Here is a 17,790-nt window from a genome sequence, read left to right on the forward strand (position 1 = left end):
AGAAATCGTGACACATCCCATACACCGACCAGGACGAAGGCTACCCCAACAATTAGCACGAAATTGTCCACGCAGTTCCCCTAGGCGCCTAACGCCAGAGTTAAGCCGTGCCGCGAAGCGGCATCGGCTTGAACGACTTGTTAGCCATCAGCGCAAACTCTTGACCGCTGGCGGCGAGGCTGTGATGCCCGGCAGCACATACGCGATGGCATAGCCAGGCATTGGCGATTCACCAACAAAACCCAGTTCCCTGGAATTGCCCCATTTGCTGTTGACTTGATGTATGCCGCAATCCGGCATGCAAGCCCAAGTGGTGCCAGATCGGTAAGCAATCAGAACAGAAGTAGGTTCAAGGTCTTGAAGAAGCACACCAGAGGTAACGATCTCTTGATTTCCACGCTGGATTGGCATCTGGCTTGCGTGGATATTGCCCATTAGCGCAATGATCGGAAGACTTGGATTCGCCGAATGAAAGTCCCGTATCCCCTGGGCTAGGGCGGCATCACGACTCTGGCTAGTCGGAGCATCAAAGGCGAAGACGGTTAAAGGGACGCCTTGCTGATTGAGCGCTCTAACATACTCAATCAGATCAGCCATTGCGACGCTAGAACGACCATCGTTGCCGTTCTGCCAGAACGGACGCGAGAGCAACTTATCCTTTGATGCTTCGCTTCCGTCTGAAACCAAGTAAATATCGATAGCTTCCTGTTCGGTTGTTGAAACTTCAAGCCCTATCGCCGTAGGCTCATTCAACGCGGAAGAACAAGCGATTCTTCCAATCAATGCTGGCGCTTCAACTGAACCATGGATTTCTCCAAAGAGAAGCAGCTTAGCTTGCGGCACTCCTCTTGGCGCCTCGCACGCCACGTGAGTCGACTGGCGTGCTGGCACGCATGAGGAAAATAGAACGATAGATAGAAGTGCGAGGATGTGTCTCATGATGGCTAACGCCAGAGTTAAGCCGAGACGCGTAGTGGAGCAAAACACATGGCAAGCTGCATCTGCCATGTGTTTTGCGGAACGAAGCGGCTTCGGCTTGAACGACTTGTTAGGCCGCCGCACGCCGAGCTTGCGCCCGACCTTGCGACAGCCCAACCCCTGAGCCGAACAGTACAACAAGTCTGGCCGAGCGGCCTGAGGCTGGCATTTGCCGGGGTCAAAGCCAGAACAGTCGACTCGCGCGGCCAAGAACTCTCACCGCGCCATGTCCGAAGCCGACTCGGCCGGTCAAATCTTGCGGAGAGTCGCGCCTGTCCGAAGCCGAGCTGCTGCAGGGCTGACTGCCGATGCCTGCACCGCGCGTGCGAGGTGCAAACGCTGCGGATGAGCGAGGCGCTACAGATTGCCTGGAACCCGGCAACAACAGTGCGGGAAACAAGGCCTAACGCCTGAATTAAGCCGCGCCGCGAAGCGGTGTCGGCTTGAATGAATTGTTAGACGTGCCTACGCAGACCAGCAATACAGAGGGCTGCCGAACACGCCGTGTGCGCCAAGGTTGCTTGGACTCTTACCCCAAAAGCAACAGAAGCGGTCCTGTTCTGGCTGGTACACAAGCCAGTAGCCAGCTTGATGAGCGATGCATTGACCCGAAATGACATTGCCCGGGGCCATATCCGGAAAGCCAGGTGGCATGACCGTGGCGCTGACAGGGAACGGCTCACAGACGTTGCTTCGGATGCTGTTCGCCAGCCCGGCGAAGTAGCTCTCAGCATCAACGCCGGCATTGACGTACACGCCCGAAGTGTCGGACAGCGCGGCCTCTAGCTTTGTCAGTAGCGGGTTACTGTCCTGCACGTCTAACGCCAGAATTAAGCCGTGCCGCGAAGCGGCATCGGCTTGAATGACTTGTTAGCCGCCACTACAGCAGCCTCGTACCAAGTGGAACTGCCTGATCGGGCACGCAGAGCGCGACCTCCCCCTGCTCATTATGGAACCCGGTCACCAGGCACTCGGACATTAAAGGGCCTACCTGCTTGCGAGGGAAGTTGACGGCGGCTACCACCAGCTTGCCGACAAGCTCCTCAGGTCGGTAGAACGCCGTGATCTGTGCGCTGGACTTCTTGACGCCAAGCTTCTCGCCGAAGTCCACGTGCAAGACATAGGCGGGCGTTCGCGCTTCCGCGAACACCGACGCGCTGACGACCCGGCCAACGCGCAGCTCAACTTTCAGGAAATCGTCGAAGCTAATGGTTTCCACGCAGCTCTCTCTCACAGCGGCTAACACCAGAGTTAAGCCGTGCCGCGAAGCGGCATCGGCTTGAACGACTCGTTAGGCCGCCGTTCCCTGGCACCTGCGCCCGACGTGCGGCAGCCCAACCCCTGAGGCGAACAGTACAACAAGCACCGTGTCTGGTGCTGCCGAAACGCACCATGCGCGCGGCCAAGAACTCTCACCGCGCACTGCGTGAAGCCGACCCGGCAGGTCGAATCTTGCGAAGAGTCGCGCCTGTCCGAAGCCGAGGTGTTGCAGGGCTGACTGCCGATGCCTGCACCGCGCGTGCGAGGTGCAAACGCTGCGGATGAGCGAGACGCTACAGATTGCCTGGAACCCGGCAACAACAGTGCGGGAAACAAGGCCTAACACCAGAGTTAAGCCGTGCCGCGAAGCGGCATCGGCTTGAACGACTCGTTAGGCCGCCGTTCCCTGGCACCTGCGCCCGACGTGCGGCAGCCCAACCCCTGAGGCGAACAGTACAACAAGCGCCGTGCCTGGTGCTGCCGAAACGCACCATGCGCGCGGCCAAGCACTCTCACCGCGCACCGCCCGAAGCCGACCCGGCAGGTTGAATCTTGCGAAGAGTCGCGCCTGTCCGAAGCAGAGGTGTTGCAGGGCTGACTGCCGATGCCTGCACCGCGCGTGCGAGGTGCAAACGCTGCGGATGAGCGAGGCGCTACAGATTGCCTGAAACCCGGCAACAACAGTGCGGGAAACAAGGCCTAACACCAGAGTTAAGCCGTGCCGCGAAGCGGCATCGGCTTGAACGACACGTTAGGCCGCCGATGCCTGGCACCTGGCCCAACCCTTGAACCGAACACTACAACAACTTGCCGAGCCTTGGCCGTGCCTGTGAGAGCGGAGGCGAGGATTCACAACTCGCGCGGCCGAAGACCCCACCGTGAGCCAGCACGAGGCCGACTCTAGATGATCGTACTTGCGCCGAAGATGCGCCTGTCCGGAGCCGAGATGCATCACGAATGTCTGCCGTTGCCTTCACCGCGTGTGCGAGGTGCCAACTGCGCTGGATGAGCGGAGTGCATCAAGCGACCGGATGCCCTGCTCCAACAGTGCGGGAAACAAGGCCTAACGCCAGAGTTAAGCCGAACCGCGTAGTGGAGCCAAATGCATGGCAAGATTTTCCTGCCATGCATTTGGTGTAACGAAGCGGTTTCGGCTTGAACGAATTGTTAGGCGGCGTCACCCGGCTGGTGAGGCTGCTGGCTTGGCCGCCTGTGCGGCTTGAACTATAGCGGCTAGTTCCGATGCTGTGACCTGCTGGAGCCGCTGGAACACAGGCTGGAACGACGAATCTTGGCCCCAGCCCTCGCCAACGACAGTGACGCCTTGGCCCTCGGGAGTGACGAAGAAGTAGCCGAACTCTCCGTCTATGGCCTGAAGCGGCACCACTACTACCGACTTCGCGTCCGAGCAGGCGTAGATGTTCCAGGCCGATGCATCGAACTCGCGTTGGATCGGGCCGGCCTCACAGGCGAGTGCCGTATTCTCCGTGAGGTCAGTCGCCACTACCGGCAGCGACGCAAGCACAAGAATGAAAGCAAGAATTTTCACGAGCCAGTCCATTTGGTTTAGCCGCCTAACACCAGAATTAAGCCGTGCCGCGAAGCGGCATCGGCTTGAATGACTCGTTAGGCCGCGGTCGCACGGTAGACGAAGTAGCCACCAGCGAACACAGCCCCCCAACAAAACAGACCAACGATAGCGCAGGCGCTAGAGCTGGGCTCTTGGCCAGGCCGGAAGATGCGAATCACAACGTAGCCCAGACCTTGGATCAGCAGTTCGAAGATGATCTCGAAGAGTAAGCGCCCGAGAAGACGCAGCACTCCGCCAACAGCTTCACCGGCGATCTCCCCTATTGGCATGCCACCTCCCGCAGCGGCCTAACACCAGAGTTAAGCCGTGCCGCGAAGCGGCATCGGCTTGAACGACTCGTTAGGCCGCCGATGCCTGGCACCTGGCCCAACCCTTGAACCGAACACTACAACAACTTGCCGAGCCTTGGCCGTGCCTGTGAGAGCGGAGCCGAGGATTCACAACTCGCGCGGCCGAAGACCCCACCGTGAGCCAGCACGAGGCCGACTCTAGATGATCGTACTTGCGCCGAAGATGCGCCTGTCCGAAGCCGAGATGCATCACGAATGTCTGCCGTTGCCTTCACCGCGTGTGCGAGGTGCCAACTGCGCTGGATGAGCGGAGTGCATCAAGCGACCGGATGCCCTGCTCCAACAGTGCGGAAAACAAGGCCTAACACTAAGTAGATCCCAAAAGCGGAATGTAGCAGGTTGCAATGTAGTCCAACACTCGCATTCCCGTCAGGAAAATCCCACCTGAAATCATGCACTTGTCCGCTTGCCCCGCCTGCGCCGCGCGGTAATGATTCCTGAAAATACCTCACGGATGAGGCGGTATGGCATACCGGGGCAAAAGTGAGGCGGTAATCGGCTCCGTCATCGACCCTGCGGGGAACGGTCCAGCGCAACCTCCGCGCCTGCTCGACCAGGTGCGCATCCGCTGCCGCGCCAAGCACTACAGCATACGAACCGAGCGGGCCTATGTCGGCTGGGCGCGTCGCTTCATCCTGGCGAACGCAAAGCGCCATCCGCGCGATCTCGGCCTCATGGAGGTGGAAGCCTTCCTGTCCATGCTTGCGGTGCGCGACGACGTGGCGGCCAGTACGCAGAACCAGGCGCTGTCGGCGCTGCTCTTCCTTTACAAGGAGGTCCTCGGCCTTGAACTGCCTTGGGTCGGGTCCGTCACGCGCGCCAAGCGCCCGAAGAAGCTCCCCGTGGTGCTGACGCATGCGGAAGTCCGTGCACTGCTGGCGCTGGTCGACGGCCAGGTCGGGCTGATGGCCTCGCTGCTTTACGGCGCTGGCATGCGCTTGATGGAGGCGGTGCGGCTGCGGGTGAAGGACATGGACTTCGGACGCCGGGAAATCATCGTGCGCAATGGCAAGGGCGGCAAGGATCGGCGGGTGCCGCTGCCGCGCACGATCGAGGCCGGGCTCAAGGCGCAGGTCGAACGCGTGCGCATCCTGCACGGACGCGATCTGCAGGACGGGTTCGGGGAGGTGTGGTTGCCGCACGCGCTGGGGCGCAAGTATCCGACGGCCGGGCGCGAGTTCGGCTGGCAGTGGGTCTTCCCGGCGCAGCGGCTGTCGGTGGACCCGCGCAGCGGTGTGCGGCGGCGGCACCATGTCGATGAGGGCGTGCTGCAGCGCGCGGTGAAGTCGGCGCGTGCAATGGCCGGCATCGACAAGCCGGCGACGTGCCACACGCTGCGCCACTCGTTCGCGACGCACCTGTTGGAGTCGGGCCACGACATCCGCACGGTGCAGGAGCTGCTCGGGCACAAGGACGTGGCCACGACACAGATCTATACACACGTGCTCGGGCGTGGCGCCGGCGGCGTACTCAGTCCGCTCGATCGCGACTAGCCGCTTACGCGGTCGGCAGTGGCAGCCCGCGCATCGCCTTGACGGTGCGCAGCACGAAGCTGGAGTTCACGTCGCCCACGCCGGGGCGGGCGAGCACGCGGTCCAGCAGGAAGCGGGAGAAGTGCTCGAGGTCGGTCACCATCACCTGCAACAGGTAGTCCATGTCACCGGTCAGGGCGTGGCAGGCGACCACTTCGTCCCATTCGTTCACGCCGCGGGCGAAATCGGCGACGGCGGCGGCGTCATGGTGGTTCAGGCGGATCCGGACGAAGGCGGTCAGGCCCAGGCCAAGGTGTTCGGGATCCACTTCGGCGCGATAACCGGCGATCACGCCGCTGCGCTCGAGCCGTTGCACGCGCCGCAGGCACGCGGACGGTGACAGGTGCACCCGTTCGGCCAGTTCTGCGTTGCTGAGGCGGCCCCGCCGCTGCAGTTCGCCCAGCAGCTGGATGTCGATGCGGTCGAGGATGTCGGTCGGGGCCATGCGGCTCTCCGTCGTTGCGCGCAATATTGTTGCGCCATTGGCGGCTAGTGGCGCAATGAATGCAAGCATATTGCGCCAATATGCGGCTAGAGTCGATGGATTGCGGGCCCGATACGCGCAGAAGCTGCACTTGAACGGTGCTGCAGGTCCGGTCCGCCCTCACTCGGAGTCGTTCCATGTCCACGCCCAGCCCAGCCCAGCCCCGTCGCCTCGAGAATCTCCACACCGACAAAGGCAAGGTGCCTGTCTATGCCACGGGCGTGGTCGATCAGAACTGGGCCGGTTACACCGCCGAGGACCATGCCACCTGGGCAACGCTGTTCGAACGCCAGCGCAAGCTGCTGGTCGGGCGCGCCAGCGCTGAATTCCTGCGCGCGCAGGATGCGATGGGAATGACGCCGGACCGGATCCCCAGGTACACCGATCTCAACGCCGTGCTGGAGCCGGCCACCGGCTGGCAGCTGATCGGGGTCGAGGGCCTGCTGCCTGAACTCGACTTCTTCGAGCACTTGGCCAACCGGCGCTTCCCGGTCACCTGGTGGATCCGGCGCCCGGACCAGATCGACTACATCGAGGAGCCCGATCTTTTCCATGACCTCTTCGGCCACGTGCCGCTGCTGATGAATCCGGTGTTCGCCGATTACATGGCGGCGTACGGCCGGGGCGGGGTGAAGGCACACGGTATCGGCACGGATGCGCTGCAGAACCTGACGCGCCTGTACTGGTACACGGTGGAGTTCGGCCTGATCCGCGAGGCCGGCGAACTGCGCATCTATGGCAGCGGCATCGTCTCGTCCAGCGGCGAATCGGTGCATTCGCTGGAGTCCCCGGCGCCCAACCGCATCGGCTTCGACCTGGAACGCATCATGCGCACGCGCTACCGCATCGACACCTACCAGAAGACCTACTTCGTCATCGACAGCTTCGAGCAGCTGATGGCCGCCACCGAGCCCGACTTCACCCCGATCTATGCCCGTCTGGCCGAACAGGACTCGATCCCCGCCGGCACCGTGCTCGACACCGACCACGCCTACCATCGCGGCACCGGCGAAGGCTGGTCTACCGAAGGCGACGTCTGACCCCTCCCCTGGAGCACCCGACAGAACGCCCCATTCACCCCCCGGGACAATGCGGACACTCCCCCCGGGAGAGAATGGGCGAATGAATCGCATCCTCCTGCCCGCCGCCATCCTCCTCGCCCTGTCCACCGCCACCCCGGCCATCGCCTCCTCCGACCCGGCGACGCCCTCCGCGACAACGACAGCCCCCGCGTCCACGCCCACCACGTTTGACGCCGTGGTCGTTGAAGCCACCCGCCTGCGCACGGTCCCGGCCTTCGACACGCCCGCCTCCACCGCCACCGTCAACCTCGGCGGCGACATCTCCGGCGCAAACGCCGATGTCTCCGATGCGCTGCGCGGCATCCCCGGCCTGCTCGCGCGCGACCGCCAGAACCTGGCCCAGGACACCCAGCTCTCGATCCGCGGCTTCGGTTCGCGCGCGACCTTCGGGGTGCGCGGGCTGCGGCTGTATGCCGACGGCATCCCGGCGTCGATGCCGGACGGCCAGGGCCAGCTCTCGCACTTCAGCCTCGCCGGCGCCGAGCGCATCGAAGTGCTGCGCGGGCCGTTCTCGGCGCTGCACGGCAACTCGTCCGGCGGCGTGGTCTCGATCCACAGCGCCGACGGCCAGGCCGGCGACCCCTGGTCGCTGCGCGCGACCGTGGGCAGCGACGGCACCTGGACGGGTGCCGCAAGACTGCTCGGCGGCAACGACGTCGTCGGCTACAACTTCGCCGTGTCGCGCCTGGACACCGACGGCTGGCGCGATCATTCCGCGGCGCGCCGCGACGTCGCCAACCTCAAGCTCGGCTTTGACCTCGGCGAGCGCCGCCGGCTGTCGCTGGTGCTCAACCACGTCGACATTCCCGAAGCGCGCGATCCGCTGGGCCTCACCGCCGCGCAGGTGCGCGACAACCCGCGCCAGGCGGTTGCCAACGCGCACATCTACGACACCCGCAAGACCGTGCGCCAGTCGCAGGCCGGCGCCATCTACGAGCACGGCTTCGGCGACGCACACGCGCTGCGCGTGTCGGCCTGGGGCGGCGACCGCGAGGTCACCCAGGTGCTGCCGATCCCGCCGGCGCCGCAGGGCAATCCGCTGCATTCCGGCGGGGTGATCAACCTCGACAACGGCTACGCCGGCTACGACGCACGCTGGACCTGGAGCGGTGCGCTCGCAGAACGGCCGCTGGAGTTCGCGCTCGGCGCCAACGGCGAGCGCCAGCGCCAGCACCGCCGTGGTTTCGAGAACTTCGTCGGCGATGCGCTCGGCGTGCGCGGGGCGCTGCGCCGCGACGAGCGCAACAACGTCGACGCCAACGACCTCTATGCCCAGGCCTGGTGGCGCTTCGCCCCGCGCTGGTCGCTGCTGCTCGGCGCGCGCCACAGCGAGGTCGAGTTCAGCTCGCGCGACCTCTACGTCGCCGCCGGCAATCCCGACGACAGCGGTCGCGTGGAGTTCAGCGAGACCTCGCCAGTGGCCGGCATCACCTTCGCCCCCGCCGAGCACCTGCGCGTCTACGCCTCGGCCGGCCGCGGCTTCGAGACGCCCACCTTCAACGAGCTCTCCTACCGCGCCGACGGCGGTGCCGGCCTGGCCTTCGACCTGCGCCCGGCGGTCAGCGACAACTACGAGCTCGGCATGAAGTGGCGCACGCCCACCGGCGGCCAACTCGAGGCCGCGCTGTTCCGCGCCGATACCGACGACGAGATCGCGGTCGCCCGCAACGTCTCCGGCCGCAGCAGCTACCGCAACGCCGGCGGCGCGCGCCGCCAGGGTGTCGAGCTGTCGTGGCTGCAGCCGCTGGGCGAAGCCTGGGACCTGCAGCTGGCGGCAACGCAGCTGGAGGCGGAGTTCCGCGGCTGCGGCGCTGGCGGAAGCATCAGTGACGGCGCTGACCCGACCGCCTGCATCGGCGGCGCGGATGGCACCGACGCCTCCAACCGCCGCATCCCCGGCGTCCCCGAACGCCAGGCCTTCGCCCGCCTGCAGTGGAACGGCGGCCCCTGGCGCGCCGCGCTCGAAGGCGAAGCGATCGGCAAGGTCATGGTCAACGACGCCGGCACCGCCTCCGCACCAGGCTACGGCCTGCTGCACGTGGAAGCTTCGCGCAGCTGGAACACCGCTACCGGCCCGCTGCGCGTGTTCGCCCGCATCGACAACCTGCTCGACCGCGACCACATCGGCTCGGTGATCGTGAACGAAGGCAACGGCCGCTTCTACGAACCCGGCGCCGACCGCACCTGGCTCCTCGGCTTCGAATGGCAGTTCGACCGCCGCTGAGTTCCCGCAAGGTCGCGCCATCCCGCGCGTCGTCCCGCCTTCCTCCACCGCCGTGGCTTGGCGGCTATGGGAGAGCAGCTACAGCTGCCACCTGGGCCACTGTGGGAGCGGCTATAGCCGCTCCCACAGAACGTACCCTCGCACATGGCGCCCCCGCGGCCTGCAACGCCCCGCACCTTGGGCGACAATGGCCACCCGTCCGCCACTCCGCAGGCCTGCGATGTCCAGCCACGTCTCCCTCACCCGCCACCTGATCGAGGAGCAGCGCGCCGGCCGCATCAACGCCGACCTGCGCCAGCTGATCGCGGTGGTCGCCCGCGCCTGCACCAGCATCTCGATCGCGGTCGGCAAGGGCGCGCTTGGCGGCGTGCTGGGCGACGCCGGCACCGGCAACGTGCAGGGCGAGGCGCAGAAGAAGCTCGACGTGCTGTCCAACGACATCCTGCTCGAGGCCAACGCCTGGGGCGGGCATCTCGCGGCCTGCGCCTCCGAGGAGATGGAGCACTGCCACCCCATCCCCGATGCCTACCCGCGCGGCAACTACCTGCTGCTGTTCGATCCCCTCGACGGCTCCAGCAACATCGACGTCAACGTCTCGGTCGGCACCATCTTCTCCGTGCTGCGCTGCCCCGAGGGCGTGACCGCCGCCTGCGACGAGGACTTCCTGCAGCCCGGCACCGCCCAGGTCGCCGCCGGCTACTGCGTCTACGGCCCGCAGACCACCCTGGTGCTGACCTTCGGCCACGGCACCCACGCCTTCACCCTCGACCGCGAGCAGGGGGTCTTCGTCCTCACCCGCGAGTCCATCCGCATCCCGGAGGAGACGAAGGAGTTCGCGATCAACATGTCCAACCAGCGCCACTGGGAGGCGCCGATGCAGGACTACGTGCGCGACCTGCTGTCCGGCAAGGAGGGCCCGCGCGGCAAGGACTTCAACATGCGCTGGGTGGCCTCGATGGTCGCCGACGTGCACCGCATCCTGACCCGCGGCGGCATCTTCATCTATCCCTGGGACCGCAAGGACCCGGGCAAGGCCGGCAAGCTGCGCCTGATGTACGAAGCCAACCCCATGTCATTCCTGGTCGAACAGGCCGGCGGCGCCGCCACCAACGGCCGCGACCGCATCATGGACATCGCACCCGACCAGCTGCACCAGCGCGTCCCCGTCTTCCTCGGCTCGAAGTCCGAAGTCGAAGCCGCCACCCGCTACCACCGCGACCACGACGCCTCCTGATCCGCGTAAATCCGTGGCAAAAAGCTCTTCGCTCCATCGCGGCCATGGCCGCCCACAACCAACAGAGGGACTCCGATGAGCCAGGCGCCCGCAGCAGACTTCATCGAAGTGACGCCCGGCGCGCTCGACGCCCCCACCTGCACCGCCATCGTCGAGCGCATGCGCGCCAGTGATGCGCTGCAGCCCGGCCGCGTCGGCAGCGGCGTGTTCCCGGAGCTGAAGAAGAGCCGCGACATCGCCCTCGCCGGCCGCCCCGAGTGGGCCGATGCCGAGCAGGCGCTCAACGTGGCCGTCTACCGCGGACTGCTCGCCTACCTCCGCCGCTACCCGCAAGTCCTGATCGCGCCGCTGATGCTGCAGCAGCCCACGGCCGACGGCACCCTGCGCCGGCTCGAGGCCGGGGACATCACCGCCATGGACGACCGCACGCTCGGCAGGCAGGCCATGGCCTGTCTGCGACCCGGCCCGGTCAACCTGCAGTGGTACGCGGCCGGCGAAGGCGGCTATCCCTACTGGCACTGCGAGCTCTACCCGCACGACCCGCAGGCCGAGACCCTGCACCGACACCTGCTGTGGACGGTCTATCTCAACGATGGCTTCGACGCCGGCGAGACTGAATTCCTGTTCCAGCAGCGCAAGGTGAAGCCCCGCGTCGGCGACCTCCTGATCGCCCCGACCGCCTTCACCCACACCCACCGCGGCAACCGCCCCGAAGGCGGCGACAAGTTCATCGCCACCAGCTGGATCCTGTTCCAGCGCGCCGAGGCGCTTTTCGCCGGCGCGTAAGAGCCTTTTTGCCCCTCGCCCTATCCGCGTGAATCCGCCCTTATCCGCGCTCATCCGTGGCAAAAGCTTTCCCCAGCCTCCCGGTTCGCGAAAAACTACCCCTCCCGCGGATGGTTCAACACCAGCCAGTACATCCCCACCTGTTTCACCGCCCACATGAACTGGCCGAAATCGACCGGCTTGCGGATGTAGCTGTTGGCACCCAGCGAATAGCAGGCCTCGACGTCGAAGGGTTCGGCACTGGTGGTCATCACCACCACCGGCAAGCTGCGCAGGCTGGACTCGGCGCGGATCGCCTGCAGCACCTCGCGGCCGTCTATGCGCGGCATGTTCAGGTCCAGCAGCACCAGCGAAGGATGATCACCGGGATCCCGGTCGGCGTGGTTGCCGCGCGCGAACAGATAGTCCAGGGCCTCCACACCGTTGCCCACGACGTGCAGGGGATTGGCGATCTTGGCTTCGGCGAATGCGATGCGGGTGAGCTCGACGTCGTCGGGATTGTCCTCCACCAGCAGGATCGGGCGGGTGCTCATCACGTGCCAGCGTCCTCCGCGGCGGGAAGCTCGACGTGGAACACGCTGCCCCGGCCGGGCTCGGAGTCGACCGCGATGCGTCCCCCGAGCCGCGCGGCGATGCGCTGCGCGATCGCCAGGCCGAGGCCATGGCCGCCGCCCTCGTCGGGACCGTGAACGCGCTGGAATGGTTCGAACACGTGCCCGGCATGGCTGGTGTCGAAACCGCTGCCCTGATCGCGGACGTGGATCCGCACGCGCTCGCCGTGGCATTCGGCGGTGATCGCGATGCGCACCGCGTCGCGGCCAGCGGAAAACTTCCAGGCGTTGTGCAGCAAACGGTCGAACAGGAGCTTGAGCTGGCGTTCGTCGGCACGCACGCGGATGCCGGGCTGCACATCGGCCTCGACCCGGCGTCCGGGCTCGGCGTCACGCAGTTCGACCAGCGCCCAGTCGGCCAGCAGGCTGGCGTCGACGTCGGCAAGATCGAGATGATCGTGGGACGCACGCGACAGCGCCTGCAGTGCATCCAGCAGCGCCGCCATGCGGGCGGCGGCGGCGCGGATCCTGGCCAGGTAATCGCGGCCGGTGGCGTCCAGCGCTTCGCCGGAGCCCGACTCCAGCATCGCGGAGAAGCCCTCGATCGCGCGCAGCGGCGCGCGCAGGTCGTGGGCAATGCCATAGGACACCAGGGCCTGGTCCTTGAGGACGCTGGCCAGCTGCGCTTCGCATGCGTTCAGTCGTGCGGCGGCGGTGTCGCCCACGTCCGTGGACGGGTCGTGCGTATCGACCCCGGCGCTACCGGCAGGCAGCAGTCCATGGGTTGGATCCTGTTTCATCGCCGAACCGTACACCACCGTGCCGTCGTGGTGGCGTATAGGATCCGTGATTTTCGACGCTGGCTGGAGACGCCCTCTAGAACAACTGCCCTTGCGGCGAGGCAGGCCGCGGCGCAACGAAGCGCGTGCAGTCCAGCGCCGGGAGGTGGGCGAACCCGAGCTGTCGCCAGGCACGGCTGAAACGCGCCGCCAGCAGCTGCGCAAACGGACCTTCGCCGCGCATACGGCTGCCGAAAGCGCTGTCGTAATCGCGTCCGCCGCGCATCTGCGCCACCAGGCTCATCACGTGCGCGGCGCGCTCGGGATAGTGCAGGGCCAGCCACTCGCGCCAGACCTCTTTCAGTTCATGAGGCAGGCGCAGCAGCACGTACGACGCGTCGGACGCACCGGCCTCGCGCGCGGCGCCCATGATCGCCTCCAACTCGCTGTCGGTGATCGCCGGGATCACCGGCGCCACCATCACGCTGACCGGTACTCCCGCCTCGTGCAGTCCGGCGATCGCCTTCAGCCGGGTGTGCGGTGCCGAGGCACGCGGCTCCATGCGTGCGGCCAGCCGGTTGTCGAGCGTGGTCACCGATACCGCCACTTGCACAAGGCCATCGGCGGCCATTGGCGCGAGCAGGTCCAGGTCGCGCAGTACCAGTGCGTTCTTGGTGATCAGGTGCACTGGGTGGCGCGTCTCGGCCAGCACTTCAAGCAGCGCGCGGGTGATGCGCCGGCCGCGTTCGATCGGCTGGTAGGCGTCAGTGTTCACGCCGAGCGCGATCACCGCACAGCGGTAGCCCGGGCGCGCAAGCTCCGCGCGCAGGAGTTCGGCGGCATTGGTCTTGGCAAACAGCCGGGTTTCGAAATCCAGGCCCGGCGAAAGATCGAGATAGGCGTGGCTGGGACGCGCGAAGCAGTAGACGCAGCCGTGCTCGCACCCGCGATAGGGGTTGATCGACTGGCCGAAACCGACGTCGGGCGACTGGTTGCGGGTGATGATGCTGCGCGCGCGCTCGGCGGTGACCACGGTGTCGGGGCCGGGCTCAAGCGCCTCGCCGCTGGCGTCCGAGAAGTCGTGGCCCGAGCCCCAGCCGTCGTCTTCGCGACTGGCCGTGCGCTGCTCGAATCGGCCCGGCACCCACGACGCGGAGCCGCGGCCCTTCAGGGCACCCATGACCGCAAGCTTCGCTTTGCCATCGTCGCGCATCGGGCTAGCCTACGCCCCATGTGTCGCAGCTCCTGCGACAGGGGAGCGCTGTGTGGACGCGTTGCGCGAAGCCTGGCAGGCACTGCTTTCGATCCCCCACCTGGGGGCCTGGCTGGTCACCGCCTGGGCCGCGTACCTGGTGCTGCTGGGCGGCGTCATCATCCTCAAGAAGCGCGAGCCGGTGGCCACCCTCAGCTGGCTGCTGGGCCTGGCGCTGCTGCCCTACCTTGGCCTCTTCATCTACCACGTGTTCGGGCCGCAGCGGATCGAGCGCCATCGGCTGCGGCGCGCGCGCAGTCGCCAGTCGGCGCCGGCCGGCGAGGCCTTCGCCGACCCCGCGCACGCGGACGCCGTCGAACTCGCGCGCCTTGCCGCCGCCACCACCGGCCTGTCGCAGTCGAGCGCGCGCGACGTGCGCCTGCTGGTCGACGGCGCCGCCAAGTACCAGGCGCTGCTGGCCGATATCGCGGTGGCCACCAGGCACGTGCACCTGGAGTACTACATCTACGAACCCGACCACACCGGTACCGCGCTGCGCGAGGCCCTGGTCGAACGCGCCCGCGCCGGCGTGAAGGTGCGGCTGCTGCTGGATGCGATCGGTTCGGCCAACGCGCGACGGTTCTTCAAGCCGCTGCTCGATGCCGGCGGCGAGCTCGCCTGGTTCCACCCCATGCGCTTCGGCCACGTCTGGCGGCGGCCGTGGGCGAACCTGCGCACCCACCGCAAGATCGTGGTCATCGACGGATGCGTGGCCTACACCGGCGGCATGAACGTCACCGACGAGCAGGACGAACGCTTGGGCGACTCCGCCTACCGCGACCTGCATCTGCGCCTCGAGGGCGCCGTGGTTCGCGTGCTGCAGCTGGTGTTCTGCGAGGACTGGGCCTACGCCACCGGCGATCATGATTTCCTTTCCGACGTCGCCCGCGACACGCCGCGCGCGGCCGCACCGGGCCCGGTCCGCGCACAGGTGCTGGTGTCCGGCCCGGATTCGCCCTGGGAGGCGATCCACCGTCTGCACGTCTCGGCGATCCAGGCTGCGAAGCATCGCGTCTGGCTGACCACGCCCTACTTCGTGCCCGGCGAGGCGGCGATGATGGCGCTGACTTCGGCGGCGCTGGCCGGCCTGGACGTGCGCCTGCTGGTACCCCGCGACAGCGACTCGAAGCTGGTGACGCTGGCCGCGCGCTCCTACTTCGGCCCGCTGCTGGTCGCCGGCGTGAAGATCTACGAGTACGGCCCGCGCATGCTGCACAGCAAGTCGCTGCTGGTCGATGACGAACTGGTGGTGATCGGCAGCGCCAACTTCGACCACCGCAGCTTCCGCCTCAACTTCGAGGTCTCGGTGCTCTTCGACGATCCGGAGATCGCCGCCGACCTCGCCGCACTGATCGAAGGCGAACTGGCACATGCGCCGCGGGTCCAGCGCGGCCGCCATCGCCCGCTGCTGCGCGCGCGCCTGCCCGAAGCCCTGGCCCGGCTGATGTCGCCGCTGCTGTAAGGCCGTGCGGGCGCCGGTTCTGCGACCGGCGGCACGCTGCCACCGCCCGGCGGCGGCGCGCGCGCGCGCCGCCAGCGGCTAGACTTCGGGACAGTTCCCGTGGAGGCGTGCGATGCCCTGGTTGTTCCTGCTGCTGGCCGTGGCCGCGTTCGCCGTGGCGCTGAACGCATCGTCGATGGTACTTGCCGTGCTCTGCCTGCTGGTGGCCCTGGCCGCCACCGTGGCCTGGGTGCTGGGCCTGCTCGCGCAGCGCGTGGGCAACCAGTCGCGCGACGACAGCATGATGCTCGACCCGGTCGAGCTCAAGCGCCTGCGCGAGCAGGCGGAAGCGCGCCGCCTCGCCGAGCAGGCCCAGGCCGGCGAACCGCCACTCGGCTGAGCGCTCGCCGCCGGCCGCGCAGGGACGGGTATCCTGCCCTCCATGACCCGGCTCAGCGTCAACCTCAACAAGATCGCCGTGCTGCGCAATTCACGCGGCGGCGGCGAACCCGACATGCTGCGCGCGGCCCGCGCCTGCCTCGATGCCGGCGCCCACGGCCTGACCCTGCATCCACGCCCTGACGCGCGCCATGCACGCGCCGACGACGTCATGGCGCTGGCCGGGCTCGCCGCCGCGCGCGATGTCGAACTCAACCTCGAAGGCAACCCGTTCGCGCCGCCGCGGCCCGGCTATCCCGGATTCATCGCCCTGTGCCGCGAGGCCCGTCCGGCCCAGGCCACCCTGGTGCCCGACGACGACGGCCAGATCACCTCCGACCACGGCTTCGACTTCGTGCGCGACGGCGCCCGCCTTGCGCCCATCGTGGACGAACTGCGCGCGCTCGGCTGCCGCGTCAGCCTGTTCGCCGACGCCCATGCCGATTCCCACGCCGGCAACGCCGCAATCGAGGCCGCGGCTACCACCGGCGCCCACCGCATCGAGATCTACACCGGCCCCTTCGCCGAAGAACACGCCGCCGGCGCCGCATCCGGCGCGCTGGCCGCCTGCGCCGATACCGCCCGTCGCGCCCGCGCCGCAGGGCTCGGCGTCAACGCCGGCCATGATCTCAGCCAGTCCAACCTTGCCGACTTCCTGTCCGCGGTGCCCGGCATCGAAGAAGTCTCGATCGGCCACGCCCTCATCGGCGACGCCCTCTACGAAGGCCTGGCCACGACGGTCCGGCGTTACCTCGCGCTTTTGCAGGGGCGCGAAGGGCAAGGGTCCTTCTGCCACGGATGACGCGGCAATAATTTTTGCTCTTCCGCGAACCCACGCCAGGCACAAAAAAGACGCCGCCTTTGTGGGGCGGCGCAAGAAAGCAAACGTGGTGTCCGATCCGCGGCGCGCTGCAGGCGACGCCGCGGACGGGTGTTGCGGGATCAGTTCTTGATGAAGCCGATCTTCATCATCTGCGCGTTCTTCGCCTCGGCCAGGACCTTGGCGAGAACACCATAATCGGCATCCTCGTTGACATCGATCTGCAGCGTGGGCTGGTTGCCCGGGTCACGCTGGACCTCGGTCTCCATCATGCTGCGCAGTGCCGTGATCGGTGCCGGGCTGTCGTTCCAGAAGATCTGGCCCGAGCCGTCGATCCGGAGCTTGATCGGCTCCGGCGGCTCGACCGGATTTTCCGGGCGATTGATCGAACGCTGCGGCAGGTCGATGTCGATCGGATACGACAGCTGCGGCGCCGTGACCATGAAGATGATGAGCAGCACCAGCATCACGTCGCAGAGCGGAATGATGTTGATGTCGGCCATCGGGCCGTCACCGGAATTGGAGGAAAAAGCCATGTTGCAAACTCCGGGTCAGTTGTTCTCGCGAGTGGCGACAAAGCCCACCTTGCGCATGCCGGCGGCCTGCGCGAGATCGACGACTTCCTTCACCATTCCGTACTTCGTGGTCTTGTCGGCGCGGACGTTCACCGGCGGCTGGGGCGTTTTCTGGGCCTCGACCGCAAGCGAACTTTCCAGCAGCTGGAGCGTGACCGGCTGGTCGTTGAGATAGACCTCGCCCGCGTCGGTCACCGCGATGGTGATCGGCGGGGCGGCCGGTGCCATCTCGGGCTGCTCGTCCAGGTTGGCCTGCGGGAGCTCGACCTCGACCTTGTGGGCCATGAGCGGTGCCGTGACCATGAAGATGATCAGCAGCACCAGCATCACGTCGACCAGCGGCACGATGTTGATCGTGGCGTTGACCTTGTCATGGCCGTTACCGCTTGAGCTATAAGCCATGTCGGTTCTCC

17 protein-coding genes are annotated in these 17,790 nt (G+C 66.6%); 8 read left to right on the top strand and 9 right to left on the bottom strand.

Translation table 11 applies throughout. From position 1 onward, the window contains the following. Positions 1 to 147 precede the first annotated feature (147 nt). From ACW7GZ_RS07655 to ACW7GZ_RS07665, 3 genes are all read right to left on the bottom strand, one after another. Entirely contained in the window at positions 148 to 939 is a 792-nt protein-coding gene (locus ACW7GZ_RS07655; protein WP_457008641.1) for a hypothetical protein, read from the bottom strand. A gap of 919 nt (positions 940 to 1,858) precedes the next feature. Continuing rightward, entirely contained in the window at positions 1,859 to 2,197 is a 339-nt protein-coding gene (locus tag ACW7GZ_RS07660; protein WP_457008643.1) for a tRNA-binding protein, read from the bottom strand. A gap of 1,218 nt (positions 2,198 to 3,415) precedes the next feature. Further along, positions 3,416 to 3,799, bottom strand: a complete 384-nt coding sequence (locus tag ACW7GZ_RS07665) for a hypothetical protein (protein ID WP_457005654.1) — start codon at positions 3,797 to 3,799, stop codon at positions 3,416 to 3,418. Between the two features lie 925 nt (positions 3,800 to 4,724). On the opposite strand from ACW7GZ_RS07665, the gene ACW7GZ_RS07670 reads away from it, so the two are divergent. Next, positions 4,725 to 5,672 carry an integron integrase gene (locus ACW7GZ_RS07670; RefSeq protein ID WP_457004730.1) on the top strand — a complete coding sequence of 316 codons (948 nt, stop codon included), beginning with the start codon at positions 4,725 to 4,727 and terminating at the stop codon, positions 5,670 to 5,672. Between the two features lie 4 nt (positions 5,673 to 5,676). Here the strand turns inward: ACW7GZ_RS07670 and ACW7GZ_RS07675 are convergent, their stop codons facing one another. Further along, positions 5,677 to 6,156: an Lrp/AsnC family transcriptional regulator gene (locus ACW7GZ_RS07675; protein ID WP_457004010.1), complete on the bottom strand. Its 480-nt coding sequence runs from the start codon at positions 6,154 to 6,156 to the stop codon at positions 5,677 to 5,679. A 176-nt stretch (positions 6,157 to 6,332) separates the two neighbouring features. Between ACW7GZ_RS07675 and phhA the strand changes: the two genes are divergently transcribed. From phhA to ACW7GZ_RS07695, 4 genes are all read left to right on the top strand, one after another. Next, complete coding sequence (gene phhA, locus ACW7GZ_RS07680) at positions 6,333 to 7,235, top strand: phenylalanine 4-monooxygenase (RefSeq protein WP_457004011.1); 903 nt, start codon at positions 6,333 to 6,335, stop codon at positions 7,233 to 7,235. Positions 7,236 to 7,317: 82 nt separating this feature from the next. Next, positions 7,318 to 9,501: a TonB-dependent receptor family protein gene (locus ACW7GZ_RS07685; RefSeq protein ID WP_457008644.1), complete on the top strand. Its 2,184-nt coding sequence runs from the start codon at positions 7,318 to 7,320 to the stop codon at positions 9,499 to 9,501. Positions 9,502 to 9,721: 220 nt separating this feature from the next. Continuing rightward, on the top strand, positions 9,722 to 10,735 hold the full coding sequence (locus ACW7GZ_RS07690) for a class 1 fructose-bisphosphatase (protein WP_457004015.1): 1,014 nt from the start codon (positions 9,722 to 9,724) through the stop codon (positions 10,733 to 10,735). A 75-nt stretch (positions 10,736 to 10,810) separates the two neighbouring features. Then, positions 10,811 to 11,521, top strand: a complete 711-nt coding sequence (locus ACW7GZ_RS07695; protein WP_457008646.1) for a 2OG-Fe(II) oxygenase — start codon at positions 10,811 to 10,813, stop codon at positions 11,519 to 11,521. A 95-nt stretch (positions 11,522 to 11,616) separates the two neighbouring features. Here the strand turns inward: ACW7GZ_RS07695 and ACW7GZ_RS07700 are convergent, their stop codons facing one another. The 3 genes from ACW7GZ_RS07700 to ACW7GZ_RS07710 form a co-directional block, all read right to left on the bottom strand. Next, positions 11,617 to 12,054 carry a response regulator gene (locus ACW7GZ_RS07700; RefSeq protein ID WP_457004019.1) on the bottom strand — a complete coding sequence of 146 codons (438 nt, stop codon included), beginning with the start codon at positions 12,052 to 12,054 and terminating at the stop codon, positions 11,617 to 11,619. Then, entirely contained in the window at positions 12,054 to 12,872 is an 819-nt protein-coding gene (locus ACW7GZ_RS07705; RefSeq protein WP_457008648.1) for a sensor histidine kinase, read from the bottom strand. Before ACW7GZ_RS07705 ends, ACW7GZ_RS07700 begins: the two co-directional genes overlap by 1 nt. 76 nt (positions 12,873 to 12,948) lie before the next feature. After that, positions 12,949 to 14,064 (bottom strand): PA0069 family radical SAM protein, encoded by a 1,116-nt coding sequence (locus ACW7GZ_RS07710; RefSeq protein ID WP_457008650.1) that lies wholly within the window; start codon positions 14,062 to 14,064, stop codon positions 12,949 to 12,951. A 52-nt stretch (positions 14,065 to 14,116) separates the two neighbouring features. Between ACW7GZ_RS07710 and cls the strand changes: the two genes are divergently transcribed. The 3 genes from cls to ACW7GZ_RS07725 all read left to right on the top strand — a co-directional run bounded on the left by cls (position 14,117) and on the right by ACW7GZ_RS07725 (position 16,784). Next, on the top strand, positions 14,117 to 15,565 hold the full coding sequence (gene cls, locus ACW7GZ_RS07715) for a cardiolipin synthase (RefSeq protein WP_457008652.1): 1,449 nt from the start codon (positions 14,117 to 14,119) through the stop codon (positions 15,563 to 15,565). A gap of 112 nt (positions 15,566 to 15,677) precedes the next feature. After that, positions 15,678 to 15,944 (top strand): hypothetical protein, encoded by a 267-nt coding sequence (locus ACW7GZ_RS07720; protein ID WP_457004027.1) that lies wholly within the window; start codon positions 15,678 to 15,680, stop codon positions 15,942 to 15,944. 42 nt (positions 15,945 to 15,986) lie between these two features. Further along, a complete protein-coding gene (locus ACW7GZ_RS07725) occupies positions 15,987 to 16,784 on the top strand; it encodes a pyridoxine 5'-phosphate synthase (protein ID WP_457004029.1) in 798 nt (265 codons plus the stop codon). Between the two features lie 140 nt (positions 16,785 to 16,924). On the opposite strand, the gene ACW7GZ_RS07730 is transcribed toward ACW7GZ_RS07725, so the two are convergent. Both ACW7GZ_RS07730 and ACW7GZ_RS07735 read right to left on the bottom strand, forming a co-directional pair. Further along, positions 16,925 to 17,338 (bottom strand): ExbD/TolR family protein, encoded by a 414-nt coding sequence (locus ACW7GZ_RS07730; RefSeq protein ID WP_457004031.1) that lies wholly within the window; start codon positions 17,336 to 17,338, stop codon positions 16,925 to 16,927. 15 nt (positions 17,339 to 17,353) lie between these two features. Further along, positions 17,354 to 17,779: an ExbD/TolR family protein gene (locus tag ACW7GZ_RS07735; RefSeq protein ID WP_457004032.1), complete on the bottom strand. Its 426-nt coding sequence runs from the start codon at positions 17,777 to 17,779 to the stop codon at positions 17,354 to 17,356. Positions 17,780 to 17,790 lie beyond the last annotated feature (11 nt).

The organism is Luteimonas sp. A537, assembly GCF_054052065.1.